Source organism: Nostoc sp. TCL240-02 (genome assembly GCF_013343235.1).
Classification (GTDB): domain Bacteria; phylum Cyanobacteriota; class Cyanobacteriia; order Cyanobacteriales; family Nostocaceae; genus Nostoc.
Genome location: NZ_CP040094.1, coordinates 7123162 through 7136515 on the forward strand (window position 1 = coordinate 7123162; position 13354 = coordinate 7136515).

Consider the following 13354-nt stretch of genomic DNA (forward strand, 5'->3'; position numbering starts at 1 on the left):
ACTGAACAATAACTCTCTTTCCTCCCCTGCTTATCCGAACCGTATTGCCCTGCCCCTTTTCCTCTTGTTGACTAACCAAAATCTATCTTTCTCCAAGTCGGAAAGGGACAGACTTTAATAAAGTTCAAGACAGTGAGAGGTTAATATTAATTCTTGATAGATAAAACCCAATCCCCTAAAAGTTGATTTACTCTATCCGGTACTTCATCATGGGGACAATGACCGGCTGTTAAAAAGTGTTCCCTGAGTTCAGGATAATATTGACGAAATTTTTGAGAACGTTCTCTAGCATTCATCCAAGGGTCAGCTTCTCCCCACAACATTAATAGAGGACAAGTTAATTGCTTTAGTAGCACATCAACTTTTTCCCCTTGAGGAGTGCTAAAGACTGAAACAAACACATCCAACGCACCAGGATCGTAAGCAGGGCGAGAAATTTCTTCTATTAATTGGTCTGTAATGGCACTCTTGTCAAGATAAACTTTTTCTAGAGTTTGGCGAATTACCCAACGTTGTCGCACGTACTGAAATAACAAAAACTGGGCTAAAGGTTGTTGAAAAATCCACTTAGTGCCGTCACCAAGAAGTTTTTGCAAATTAGCCGATTGTTTGGGAGCCTGAATTTCTGATTGTAAAGCTTCAGGTTCAGATGTAGGCTGCCTTTCGCTAAAAGGCCCGGCGCTGTTGAGCAAAACTAAACCAGCAGCACTGTCAGGACGCTGTGCTGCAACACACAAGCCAGCGTAGCCACCAAGAGAATTACCCGCTAATACTGCTTTTTGACCAATTACTTCACTGATAAAATCATGGAGTTGGTCGCGCCACAAGTCGCCACTGTACTGCAATTTTGGTTTTGCCGATCGCCCAAATCCTAAAAGATCGATCGCAAATACTTCAAAATCTTGACACAATCCTGTGATATTCTTGCGCCAGTGGTCTGTGGAAGCACCAAATCCATGTATCAAAAGCAACGGCGGGCGTTGCGCTTGCTTCTCTCCCGCACGCACATAGTAAACGTTGTGCCCGCGCCACTGCCAATATTTACCAGGAATTGGGGTTGTAGAGGGGGCTGTAGTTGCCTGCATGATTCAAAGAATTGTTAAGTAGCTTTTAATAATTGTAGTGTAGAGCAGAGGGTTAGCTTTTGACTTTTGAGCCTTGAGCTATGGAATACCCAACTGAATTCTGACTCCTTACTCCTGAATTCTGTTTCGATAAATGCTTTCGGATTATTTCTTAAGAAGGATGATTTAAATTTTCAAACCTATCTCAGGACAAATAGAATAAAACTCAACTTAAACGATAAAATATGTGAGCAAGTAAAAATCATTTTAGTAAAAGTAAATAAATATATGTTAGGTATCCTTTGGGGTATTGTTGTTGTACTGATTGCTTTTTGGGCATTGGGATTAGCACTTCATATTGCTGGGAATTTAATTCATGCAGTGTTACTTATAGCCATAGCACTTGCCATTTACAATTTTTTCAAAGCCCGTGATGTGTAAGAATTGGGTCAATATGTAGTGATAATAAAGACTGGAATCCTTGCTCTATAAGAATTGAACAAGGCAAAATCACTACTGATTTGTTGACAAATGACAAATGAAAAATTGATTACAGGCAGAACTAAACTACTAGGGGTAATTGGACATCCGGTAGAGCATTCGTTATCGCCAGTGATGCATAATGCTGCGTTAGCGAAGCTCGTCGTAGATATCGCACAACTAAAATTAGATTATGTTTATCTTCCCTTCCCTATAGCTCCAGAGAATTTAGAAATAGCGATCGCAGGCTTTGCCGCTATTGGTGTTGTCGGCTTTAGTGTTACAATCCCCCACAAACAGGCAATCATGCCTCTCCTCTCAGAAATTACCCCTCTGGCCCAAACTATCGGTGCTGTAAATACTGTTAGTCGCCAAAAAAATCAATGGGTGGGGACAAACACGGATATAGAAGGATTTATCGCTCCTTTGCAGACAACCTATAAGCAAGATTGGAGTCAGAAGGTAGCGGTAATTTTAGGTAATGGCGGCGCAGCCAGGGCAGTTGTAGCAGGTTGTCAGCAACTAGGTTTTGCCAAAATTCACGTTGTTGGCCGGAATGTGCAGAGATTACAAGAATTCCGCGATAGTTGGAGGAATTCACTTATAAGTGAAAATTTGCAAGTTCACCAATGGGAGGAACTTTCAAAGCTGATTCCCCAAGCTAATCTGTTGGTAAACACAACCCCCATAGGGATGTATCCCAAGGTTGACGAGTCACCTTTGAGTCGAGAGGAAATAGCGAATTTACCAACAGGTGCGATCGCTTACGATTTAATATATATCCCTAAACCGACGCAATTTCTAGAGCAAGCTGAAAAACAAGGTGCAATTGCGATCGATGGCTTAGAAATGCTAGTCCAGCAAGGGGTAGCAGCATTAAAAATTTGGTTACAGCAGGAAAATTTACCTGTAGAAGTAATGCGCCAAGCTTTATTAAATCACCTGGGTTTAGGGAAATAAGATATTCCAAAACTCATACACCACTTCTTTAGCATTTCTGGCTTTCAGGTTACGCCAATTAATTTCGGTGCTGGGGCACGATTCAAGTAAAAATATTGATCCTGCTTTCATCAACAGAAGTGTTTAATAATACTTCTGTTTCTGGTTTCTGTACACTTTTGGGCAGAGAGTAAATGCCTCGATGCCTTCGCACAGCGTTTTGAAGAGAAGCGGCTTGTTGCTAGACATCGCCACTTGGATAAATATTATCCATCAAGGATTAATTTCCCTTCCAAAACCACACCTTAGTTTAGGTCTGCATTTTAGTGCTATGTTGTTGCCCAGCAATAAGTAACACATCGTATTGCTTAATTTATCTTTAAGTTCTGGCGAAAAAAGGTTAATTCAGCTTTGTATAAATTACATTAAAAATTAAATAGTACTTTGTAATAATACTCATGGCTGTTGTGCGATCGCTTGTTTCCCTTGTCTGCCCTGCTATAGCAAAGATAATAATTTCTACTTACCTGAAAAATCGCTCATTAGAGAACGCGGTTGAAGAAAATATAGTAGACAAGCTTAAAAATTTTATTTCTAATCCTAGTGACCAAGAAAAGATACAAAGAAGTATTGAAAAGATTGCCAAGCAGATAATAGAAAACATGCAGCCCATTTTCGAGATGGAAGCTGCAAGCATCAGCCAAGAAAGCCGCACGGCGATTCAACTTCAAATTGCGGAAACATTGCGTCGCGTTGAGGTAACGAGTGAGTTGCTGACAAATTTAAGTTTGAATGTAAAATCCTTAACGACACATCTTGGTAATGCTGATCCAGAGGCTTGCAAACTCTTTGGTCGCAATGAAACTGCTCTCTATGAGCGGATGTTAGAAGAAGTAAGCAGAGGCATAATCGAAGTAGCACCACAATTGGAAGGTTTTACACTTGCTGCGACTACAGAGAGTTTGCAGCGACTAGAAAAAATTATTGAGCATCTCCAGACATCGCAAGAACAGTCTCAACGAGACAAAAATGAGTTTGAGAGGAAATATCGAGAAGTCATCATCCGCCAACTAGATCGGATGGAGATGTTTGGTTTGCCGCGAATGGATACCCTCACTGCTCGACAAAGCCTCAGCATAGCCTACGTTACCTTGTCAGCAACACCGCATGGGCGAGAGGAGCAAAATCAACAGGCAGAAATTATCAGTAGAAAGCTAACGGAAGAAATAGCAGTTCACGCTCAACAGCATGAGAAAATAACCAGTTTACGCACATCTCCAGTAGACGAAACACTTGCTAACTGCCGACGGATAGTGATTCGGGGTGGGGCTGGTGCTGGTAAAAGTACACTTCTCCAGTGGCTAGCTGTGCGTGCTGCCAAACAAGATTTTCCACCCGCATTAGAGTCTTGGAATCGACTGATACCATTTTTTATTCGGCTAAGGTCTTTGGTAGATAAAGGTTTCCCCACACCAGAAGAGTTCCCAAAACTCATTGCTCGTAACATTGCCGAAACTATGCCCAAGGGGTGGGTACATCAATGCCTTGAGGCAGGATATGCATTGGTATTGATTGATGGGGTGGATGAACTACCACGAAACCAGCGTCAAGATTTTTTTGATGCCCTTGCTGGCTTGGTGGCAGACTTTCCCTATGCGCGTTACGTTGTCACATCACGTCCTGCTGGGCTAAAGGATGGTCAAGGGGAAAAATGGCAGGACTGGGAAACTTGGACGGAGCAAGCACAATTTCTCAATCTGTCACTACAGTCCATGAGTCCTACTGATATCGAGCAGTTTATTACTCAGTGGCATGAGGCTCTAGCAGCTGCTTGTCGTCCAGAAGATGAACAGATTAATTTGCAGAGTAGGGCAACCGACCTAAAACGTCTATTGCGTCAACGTCCTGAGTTGCGACGACTGGCAACCACACCATTGTTGTGTGCGATGATTTGTGCGCTATATCGAGAGCGTGGTGAAAATCTGCCTACAGAACGTATCAAGCTTTACCAAGAGTGTATTGATATGCTGTTGAACAGCCGCGATCGCGGACGTAAAATCAAACTCGACCTTGACGAGTCTTACCCAGGTGGTCTATCCGACAGTCAGAAAATGGCTTTAATCCAATCCTTTGCTTATTGGATGATGGAAAATAATTATTCTGACGTTGAAATAGACCGAGTTGATGCACACTTCACCCGCCGTCTGCCAGGGATGACCCTTCCCAAAGAAGTTACTGGGAAACAGATACGCGCTCTATTTGTGGAAAGAGTAGCACTTTTGCGTGAACCATCTGTTGGGAAAATTGATTTTGCACACCGCACCTTTCAAGAGTTTCTTGCAGCACAGGCAGCACTTAATGAAGATAGTATTAATGTACTCCTGCAACATGCTTACAACGATCAATGGCGGGAAGCAATTATTGTTGCTGCGGGTCTAGGTCGCCCCAGAGAGCGTAAAGAACTGCTTGAAAGGCTGCTTCATAAGGGTAACGAAATGCCAGATAAACGCAATTATTTGCATTTGCTGGCGGTGGCATGTTTGGAAACAACCGTAGAAGTTGATCCTCAGATACGTGCTGAAGTCCTTAAACAAGCTGAAGCTTTGTTGCCTCCCAAAGATGATGACGAAGTGATAATGGTTGCCAGGGCTGGGGATGCGATCGCACCTTTGCTTGCTCCTAAGCCAAACTATTCTGAGGAGGAAACTGTTCGGTGTATAGAGGCATTAGCCAAGATTGGTAGTTCTGCTGCTATGGAAATTTTGACTGATTATGCAAAAGATACTCGTTATGAGTTAAGTAGAGAATTAGGTAAAGCTTGGGATGCTTTTGACCGTGATGCTTATGCTCAGAAGGTACTGTCTCATAGTAACAAAGTATATGTCCCTACTCTGGTTTCATTGGAAGGATTTAAGCATCTTAAGCATATTAACGAGTTAACTATACAAAAGCTATCTTTAAAAGATTTGAGTCCACTGCAAAAGCTTACGAGCCTTACTAAATTAAGAATATTGGAAACAGATGAAATCTATGATTTAAGCCCATTAGCAGAGCTTTCCAAGCTGACTCACTTATCTTTAGGTACAGCTTTTCGCCAAGAAGATATTAAGTGTGATATAAATATAGCGGTTATCAGTCTACTTCAGTACAGTAGGAGAGAGCAATTCTACTGATAATTGGTGGTGATGAAAGCCTACTCTCTCGACTTGCGTCAAAAAATAGTTGATGCTTATGCCTGCGGTGACATTTCCCAACGAAAACTGGCTAAAAACTTTGGTGTCACCTTAAGTTTTGTGCAAAATTTACTCAAACGCCATCGAGAATTGGGGATGATAGGCCCCAAGGTGCGGACTGAGCAGACAGCAACAAAGTTGAATGCTGAACAGTTAGAAATCCTGCGCCAACTCGTCATAGCACAGCCCGATGCGACGTTAAGCGAATTGCGGGAACGACTTTACGAGAAAACAGAGGTCTTAATTGGGGTAGCTACGGTGAATCGGATGGTTCGCTGGAAACTTCACCTCAACCTCAAAAAAAAAAGTCTCCACCTCACAAAAAAAGGTAGTGATGAAGTCCAACTAGCCCGATTTGAGTACTGGAAACTCTTGAGGGGGATACCCGTCGAAGAGCTGATTTTCTTAGATGAATCGGGAGTTAATCTGTCCTTCATCCGCAAATGTGCCCGCGCCTTGCCTGGCCTTCGGGCCTATGCTCAAAAGCCCAACCGCAAAGGGAAAAATGTCTCGGTAATTGGTGCAATTAGCTTGAAAGGACTGCTCACCCAATGGAGTGGCTTAGGTTCTATCGATGCTTTGACTTTTGATGCCTTCATCGCCCAAAAGCTCGTACCCAAACTTTGGCCTGGTGCAGTGGTGATCATGGATAACTGCTCAATCCATAAAAGTGATGAACTTGAAGCTTTGCTCATCGCTGCTGGCGCTCATCTCATTTATCTCCCCCCCTATTCTCCCGATTTTTCACCGATTGAGAATTGTTGGTCCAAGATTAAGAACATTCTCCGTCGCATCGGTGCAAGGACATACCCTGATTTACTCCAGGCATTAGATACGGCATTCGCAGAAGTGACAATAGAGAATTTGCTGGGTTGGTTTACTCACTGCTGCTACTGTACCTCACAAGACTGATAACCGCTATACGCTACCACTTATTTCTAAGTTGACTCATCTAAACTTAAGTGGCATCAAACTTAATGACATTAGCCAATGGTCTAATCTTTCTAGCCTCTCTAGTCTGGCTTTAGATCAAGTTAAAATAAGGGATTTTAGTCCTTTAGCTAAGATAGAAAATTTAGTTAGCTTGGGAATTTTTAGTAAGTATGAAAGTATAGATTGTGAGTTCCTCAAAACCCTGATTCACCTTGAGACTCTTGTTTTATCAAAAACAGGTATCAAAAATCTAAATTTACTAACTAACCTTACTAATCTAAAAAAATTAAATATTCTTGAATATGAGATTACAGATTTCAGTCCACTTGCCAATCTTGATAAACTAACCTCACTAAGTATAGGAGCAGTAATTTTTGAGAATAGAGCTGCATTTGGATCGTCTGAGCAAATTAAAGTTATTAATTCTTTAAAAAAAGTTTCTACTCTAAAAAATTTAAGTATTTACCAAACAAAAGTAAAAGATATTATTCCACTTACTTCTCTTTCTAATATTACAAATTTAGAACTTAGTAATAATGAAATCAATGACCTCAGTCCTTTAGCAGACCTTCCCAATCTTGTCAACCTAACCATAGCAGAAGCAGGTGTCACTGATATTAGTTCCCTTGTTAAATGTCATAGCTTACGTAAACTATGTTTAGGTAAAGTGAACCTTTTTGGAAGTAGTTTTTTTCCTTCAAAAACACCTGTTAGCGACCTCAGTCCGCTTGCTAACCTTTCTAATCTTAGAGAATTAGTTCTGGGAGATACAGATGTTACCGACCTTAGCCCATTAGAAGGATTACCCAACCTTAAAATTGAAATTGATAGAGATTAGCAGCACTCAGAAAAAACTGCAAATGGCAAAGGATGTACTCTTTAGTAATTATTCATTCAGTTCATCCTCTCACTATTTCTGTGACCAGCACCAATTGTAGCCATTTTATTCGTAGATGCATTAAATTTTGTACTCAGCACCGTTGTAGAAGCAGACGAGGCAATTGGTAGAGGAAATATTGCGATCGCTAATTTCAACAACCTGAAGAACTATACAGGCAAAGGCATTAATACATGTTTTTTAAACCCCAAATAGTTTTTTCATGGCTTGTATTATTATTAAGTTTTACAAGTCTATTTCTTAGTTCTTGGATTCTTCTTCCACCTCCAAATATGTCTTTACTCACGCTAGCGGTGGGAGCGCCAGAAGTCAGTCCTTGGTTATTGTTATTAAATTTATTCTCTTTATTACTTTCATTTTTCTGCATTCGTCGCTATAAAATACGGCGTTTAGCTTCCATTTTTAGTTCAATAGGATTGCTACTATGTGCATGGGTACTAGTGAATATCCCACTAACTCAAATGCAGATGGATAAAGCAATGAAGCAAGGTTTGGGAACAGATTATCTAGAGAAAATTCCAGTCCAAGTAAGGGCTAAAATGCAAACCCATCCCTTTGATTTAGTTAATTCTTTTCGGGGTATTGCATTAGGTAAAATCCGTTATCAAAAAGATATTCTTTTTGCCTCTCCTGTGGGAGTACCTTTAAAAATGGAAGTTTACCAACCCCCACAGGTAGGGAAATATCCAGCAGTGATAGTGATTTATGGTGGAGCTTGGCAATATGGAAACCCTCATGCCAATTCTGAGTTTAATCAATATATCGCTCATCAGGGATATACAGTATTTGCGATCGACTATCGACACGCACCTAAATATCAGTTTCCAGCCCAGTTAGATGACGTGCGTACAGCCTTAAATTTTATTCGCAAAAATGCAGCAAGTTATGAAGCCGATCCAGAACGTATCGTACTTATAGGACGTTCTGCGGGAGCCCATCTAGCAATGCTAGCAGCTTATCAACCAGATGCACCACCTATTCGTGCTGTAGTGAACTATTACGGCCCTGTTAACTTACCTGGAGGATACAAAACACCGCCATTTCCCGATCCTATCAACACCCGCGCTGTTTTAAAAGCATTTCTCGGTGGTTCATTAGAAGAATTGCCTAATCAATATCAAATTGCTTCACCCATAAATTACTTAACGCACCCTTTACCACCAACCTTATTAATTTACGGCAGTCGTGACCATTTGGTAGAAGCGCGATTTGGCAGACAGATGTATGAACGTTTGCATGACTCTGGCAATACTGCGGTTTTTATACAAATTCCTTGGGCTGAACACGCTTTTGATGCCGTTTTTAATGGTGTGAGCAATCAATTAGCGTTGTATCATACCGAGAGGTTTTTGGCTTGGGCGTTGTTTAAGCAATAATTTTATAAACATACACCAGTAATCAGAGCATAAAAACTCATTAATGGAGTTCAGAGGCTCATTAATGAAGTTCAGAGGTTCATTAATGGAGTTCAAAGGCTCATTAATGGAGTTCAAAGGCTCATTAATGGAGTTCAAAGGCTCATTAATGGAGTTCAAAGGCTCATTAATGGAGTTCAAAGGCTCATTAATGGAGTCCAGAGGCTCATTAATGGAGTCCAGAGGTTCATTAATGAAGTCCAGAGGTTCATTAATGAAGTTCAAAGGCTCAATAAGATTTACTCAGCACTCAGCACTACTTCTGCGGCCAACGCCAGTTATAGCGATTCCATTCGTAGATTCCTTGAATTTCATACTCAGCGCCGTTGAAGAAGCGGACGACGCAGTTAGTAGAGGAATCATCACCGTTGCTAATTTCCTCGACCTTAATCACCATACAAGGAAACCATTCGCGCTTACAAGGCCCATCTTTTTGCACCCATTCCCATAGTGCATTAGAAACTTCAATGCGATCGCCTACTCTTAACTTTAGTGCATCCTCAAAATAAGAATACTTATCAAAATGGCATGACTCAACACGATTCAGCCATTGTAAACCATAGCGTTCCCGGATAAATTGTACCGTTCCAGAGTCATTTTCTAGCAGCCAGTCATTAAGTAATTGCACTTTCCAAGTGCGGTTGCGCTGTTCTTCATCTTTAACAAACTGTAAAAATGCTTCTAACTCCTCTGGTGTAAGTTCGTCTAAAGGATTAGCAATATCTGATGCCCTAGAGGTAGAATTTCCCTGAATTTGCTCGACCACTTGCAGTAAAATCTGTTTCTGCGTGTCAGTGAGAGGACAGCTTGCTGCATCACAATCATTGAAGGCTGCGACCATAGATGCTTCAATCTCATCTGGAGTCATAAGTTAATCGCAATTGAGGGTTTATTTCCCTAATTATTACTTTTTCTAGAGTGTGTAGGGGAGTTTTAATGATTCCTATACGGATATCACAAAAATCCTACCTCTGATAACAGTGGGTACAAAAGGTTAAATTAAAGTCTTCAATCCCGTTGTAGTTAAATTCAGGTAAGCTGAGGTTATAAGTTACATATTTTTGGATTAAGTAACGGGGTCTTGTATGCGGTTGCGGTCACTCACGGTCGTTTTTATTTCCTGTATCATCGCCTTGCTATCGTGGGTGATTACTCCCCCTGCTATAGCTTTGACACAGATTAAATTATTTGATGTTTCTTATAAAGATTGTCCACCAGAACTGGCACAAGGGGCTGTTATCAGTAGTGGTAGTGCGGCTGCCAATTGTTTTATTGTCATTGGCAAAGCAGAAAATGGCACTAATAAAACAGTGTACGACGCAGATATTTTTGGACGCATCTATGATGCCAATAATGACTCAGTAATGCAAAACCGCACTCGATTAGGTTCTATTACTGAAGTACCGCCAGGGATTAGCGATTTTCAACTGAGAATTACTGTACCGGCAAATCAACCTACTCCGTTGAAGCTGAAGCAGTTTAAGGCTGCTGGATTTAGTGGTCAAGTGCGTAGGTAAAAGCAAGCTGTCGCGCATTTTATTTGCATAACTAATGCCCACCCCACAAGAAATTTATTTTTGGCGTATACAAATTAAAAGATTTTTAGCTTACCAATTTTAGATTTGAGATTTAGGAATTGGTGCGTTATTCCGCACAAGAAGCTGACTCAAGTAGTCGAACAGTGATTGAGACCGTCCTAATAATCGGCGGTCTTGGCAAGCCCGGACAAGTATTTGATTGTTTTTATTGGGTACAGTGGCAAATTCATCAAATAGATCCGATTCGCGTAGGCGTAGCCCGCCGCAGGCATCGCCAATATGAGTTACCATTTTTGCTCCACCCACTTCAAAGCATCGCTGACTACTTTCTGCCGATGCTAACCATTTGTAAGATTCTTTCTCCTCAATTGGTAAATTTTTATAGTTTCGCTGATGTTTGTCTGCATGGTTTATGGCTCGGCTCCACAGTTTTACCGTCCTTAATCCTAATGGAAAGCCACTCTCACTATCCAATACCAATTGTTGGATGGATATAAAACCCTACATCTGTGTTATTCCCTACTACTCATAATCCTGACGGCGACAGCCTACCTACATGAGACTGCAAGTTAATTTCGCTACTATCGCTTATTGCTAATATGTGCCGTTCCGCCACGTGAGCCTGGCAATCATCCGAAAGGCTACGTACTAGTTCTGATAGTGTTACGTTTTCATTCTCCAAAAACCGATAATAGCCCATCTGTTCTGCCCAATTTCGACTTATTTGACGGATATTTATCGATTGGTGCTGACGAATCGCGTCATATAATGCCGCCCCCTTTTTATCAACCTTGGGTCTCCAAATGCCGTTCCTGGTGTCGTTGAGGCGTGAATTAAGATCGGATTATCCATAGTTTTTGCTTCTCAAAAATCCTCTCCACCTACTTTACATCCGACTTGTGTATACACGGTAGCCTTATAAAGGAGAGGGAAGCTAGAGACAGGATGAAGCTTTGTATTTTATTTAATCCATGTTTTTTAGTAATTTAGCCGATGCTAATATTTCTACCTATGTTAAGAAATTTTAATGTAGGGTGTGTTGTCGCACAGTGCAACCTACCTTCAAAAATTCAAGGTGCGTCAGCCTCCGGCATAACACACCCTACCTGCTATTGTTTGCGTAGTCAAACTTCTGAGTGGTTTTTTGATTAAGTTATTTCACTTTTTCAAAACTAGATTGAAGGAATTTAAATACCCAGTAATAGTTTTAGCTAATGTCTTCTGCTGTTTTTTTGTAGTTATTGCCATTACTTGATATAACCTACCTTCGGCAACATACATTCTACTTTTAGTGATTTTTCCTCCAGAATTGATGTACTCAATTTCTTTGCCAGGATGATTATTATAACTACGAATATTTCTTTGACTAATTAAATTGCTTTTCGTAGTCTTTAAAGCCATATCCCGTGCATTATTAAGTACAGCTTGTGGGTCGGTTATTTTACCATAACTATAAGGAAAATCGTTGTAAACAACTATATATGCTACTTCCTGTTTTGGCGGTTGTGCGGCAAATATTTCTAAGGTAATTTCCCCCATATAAGTTTTTTGGTATTCGGTATTTCTGTTGGGTCTTCCCGGCATCAAAATAGTAAAGCGCCCATCTGGAGCGGTGTATAATTTCCATTTTGGCTGCACGATTTTAGGGACTGTTGGTGGTTTGACAACAGCCGTTGGGGTTTTGGGTTGACGCGCTTCCACGAGAATAGAACCACCACAGATAAAGGTGGCGGCTATTAGTGGCAACAGACTTTTAATTGTCATAAATTTTGCCTTTTGAGATACCGATCTCACTGATGATGCTAGCTGTTATAACCTAGCAGCACATAAAGCAGCACCTATTAGCCCCACTTGCGGGTTGAGAATAACATACACGGGTATCTCTTCGAGAAGGCGGCGCATCCTGCCTTTTTGGGTGAAGTTTAACAAGAAACCGTTATTTTGGATTAAAGGGAGAATTTTGGGCGCAATCCCACCAGCAATGTATAAGCCACCATAAGGCAAAAGTTTAAGGGCGAGATTGCCGGCTTCTGCACCATAAGCCTCTATAAATAACTGCAAGGTTTGTTCGCAAAGGCGATCGCGTCCTTCTAGCGCGGCTGTACCAATAACAGCACCGGGATCGACACTTTTCTCTTCTTGTCCGGCTTCTTGTTCCCAAGTTCTGACGACTTGGGCAATATCTGGTGATTCAGTCGCAAATTTGCGATCGCGCAAAAATTGATAAATTGCCACAATCCCCATTCCAGAAACCACCCGTTCTACAGAAAGGCGCTGGATATCATGTTTACCCAGCAGGTATCTCAACAGTTGAAACTCGATCTCGTTCCGAGGGGCAAAGTCAGCGTGTCCACCTTCTGAAGGAAAAACTTGATAGTCGTTTCCCTGTTTAATTAAAAATCCTTGTCCTAAACCAGTACCAGCACCAATAATTCCAATGGGGGCATCGTCTGCGGATTTGCCAACTTGCAACGTCAGCAAGTCTTGTTTTTGTAAACCTGAAATGCCATAGCCAACGGCGGCGAAGTCGTTAATCAGAGAAATATGCGGGATACCCAATTCTTCTTGTAGACGTTCGGTATCCAGGAACCAAACTAAATTGGTTAGTTTGGCAGTATTTTTGACAATAGGCCCTGCGATCGCAAAACACGCCTTTTCTGGTATTGGTGTATTAGCTTTGACCAAAAACTGCTGCACTATGGGTACTAAATCAGGAAAGTCGGCACTGTGGTAACTTTCCTGATAAATAGTATGTAAACCTGGTGAATCTGACGTTTCAACCAATTGCAGAATAGTCTTCGTACCGCCGATGTCTCCTGCTAGTAATAAAGTCATAGAATTTATTCGGGGATTA

General features: G+C 41.2%; 11 protein-coding genes and 1 pseudogene. 7 read left to right on the forward strand and 5 right to left on the reverse strand.

Annotated elements, in window-relative coordinates:
• Nucleotides 1–146: 146 nt before the first annotated feature.
• Nucleotides 147–1085, reverse strand: coding sequence for an alpha/beta fold hydrolase (locus tag FBB35_RS30485; protein WP_174712738.1), 939 nt, complete (start codon nt 1083–1085; stop codon nt 147–149).
• A 66-nt stretch (nt 1086–1151) separates the two neighbouring features.
• Between FBB35_RS30485 and FBB35_RS35220 the strand changes: the two genes are divergently transcribed.
• The 6 genes from FBB35_RS35220 to FBB35_RS30515 all read left to right on the forward strand — a co-directional run bounded on the left by FBB35_RS35220 (nt 1152) and on the right by FBB35_RS30515 (nt 8923).
• Nucleotides 1152–1505 (forward strand): lmo0937 family membrane protein, encoded by a 354-nt coding sequence (locus FBB35_RS35220; RefSeq protein ID WP_254625734.1) that lies wholly within the window; start codon nt 1152–1154, stop codon nt 1503–1505.
• A 90-nt stretch (nt 1506–1595) separates the two neighbouring features.
• Complete coding sequence (locus FBB35_RS30495; protein WP_174712739.1) at nt 1596–2504, forward strand: shikimate dehydrogenase; 909 nt, start codon at nt 1596–1598, stop codon at nt 2502–2504.
• Between the two features lie 641 nt (nt 2505–3145).
• Nucleotides 3146–5656 carry an NACHT domain-containing NTPase gene (locus tag FBB35_RS30500; protein ID WP_174712740.1) on the forward strand — a complete coding sequence of 837 codons (2511 nt, stop codon included), beginning with the start codon at nt 3146–3148 and terminating at the stop codon, nt 5654–5656.
• 12 nt (nt 5657–5668) lie between these two features.
• A complete protein-coding gene (locus FBB35_RS30505) occupies nt 5669–6628 on the forward strand; it encodes an IS630 family transposase (RefSeq protein WP_174712741.1) in 960 nt (319 codons plus the stop codon).
• 31 nt (nt 6629–6659) lie between these two features.
• On the forward strand, nt 6660–7487 hold the full coding sequence (locus FBB35_RS30510; protein ID WP_174712742.1) for a hypothetical protein: 828 nt from the start codon (nt 6660–6662) through the stop codon (nt 7485–7487).
• A 233-nt stretch (nt 7488–7720) separates the two neighbouring features.
• A complete protein-coding gene (locus FBB35_RS30515; protein WP_174712743.1) occupies nt 7721–8923 on the forward strand; it encodes an alpha/beta hydrolase in 1203 nt (400 codons plus the stop codon).
• A 295-nt stretch (nt 8924–9218) separates the two neighbouring features.
• Here the strand turns inward: FBB35_RS30515 and FBB35_RS30520 are convergent, their stop codons facing one another.
• Nucleotides 9219–9830, reverse strand: a complete 612-nt coding sequence (locus tag FBB35_RS30520; RefSeq protein ID WP_174712744.1) for a hypothetical protein — start codon at nt 9828–9830, stop codon at nt 9219–9221.
• Between the two features lie 217 nt (nt 9831–10047).
• Between FBB35_RS30520 and FBB35_RS30525 the strand changes: the two genes are divergently transcribed.
• The gene (locus FBB35_RS30525; RefSeq protein WP_163935789.1) at nt 10048–10479 is read left to right on the forward strand and encodes a biotin carboxylase; all 432 of its coding nucleotides are present in this window, start codon (nt 10048–10050) and stop codon (nt 10477–10479) included.
• A gap of 147 nt (nt 10480–10626) precedes the next feature.
• Here FBB35_RS30525 and FBB35_RS30530 read toward each other — a convergent pair.
• The 3 genes and pseudogenes from FBB35_RS30530 to FBB35_RS30540 form a co-directional block, all read right to left on the reverse strand.
• A pseudogene (locus FBB35_RS30530) lies at nt 10627–11257 on the reverse strand (IS4 family transposase); the annotation flags it as partial.
• Nucleotides 11258–11658: 401 nt separating this feature from the next.
• Nucleotides 11659–12264, reverse strand: a complete 606-nt coding sequence (locus FBB35_RS30535) for a hypothetical protein (protein ID WP_174712745.1) — start codon at nt 12262–12264, stop codon at nt 11659–11661.
• Between the two features lie 45 nt (nt 12265–12309).
• Nucleotides 12310–13335 (reverse strand): glucokinase, encoded by a 1026-nt coding sequence (locus tag FBB35_RS30540; RefSeq protein WP_174712746.1) that lies wholly within the window; start codon nt 13333–13335, stop codon nt 12310–12312.
• Nucleotides 13336–13354 lie beyond the last annotated feature (19 nt).

Coding starts and splice junctions, on each gene's coding strand:
- FBB35_RS30525 (WP_163935789.1), top strand. CDS start 10,048: ATGCGGTTGCGGTCACTCACGGTCGTTTTTATTTCCTGTATCATCGCC.
- FBB35_RS30500 (WP_174712740.1), top strand. CDS start 3,146: ATGCAGCCCATTTTCGAGATGGAAGCTGCAAGCATCAGCCAAGAAAGC.
- FBB35_RS30515 (WP_174712743.1), top strand. CDS start 7,721: ATGTTTTTTAAACCCCAAATAGTTTTTTCATGGCTTGTATTATTATTA.
- FBB35_RS30505 (WP_174712741.1), top strand. CDS start 5,669: ATGAAAGCCTACTCTCTCGACTTGCGTCAAAAAATAGTTGATGCTTAT.
- FBB35_RS30495 (WP_174712739.1), top strand. CDS start 1,596: ATGACAAATGAAAAATTGATTACAGGCAGAACTAAACTACTAGGGGTA.
- FBB35_RS30520 (WP_174712744.1), bottom strand. CDS start 9,830: ATGACTCCAGATGAGATTGAAGCATCTATGGTCGCAGCCTTCAATGAT.
- FBB35_RS30540 (WP_174712746.1), bottom strand. CDS start 13,335: ATGACTTTATTACTAGCAGGAGACATCGGCGGTACGAAGACTATTCTG.
- FBB35_RS30535 (WP_174712745.1), bottom strand. CDS start 12,264: ATGACAATTAAAAGTCTGTTGCCACTAATAGCCGCCACCTTTATCTGT.
- FBB35_RS30485 (WP_174712738.1), bottom strand. CDS start 1,085: ATGCAGGCAACTACAGCCCCCTCTACAACCCCAATTCCTGGTAAATAT.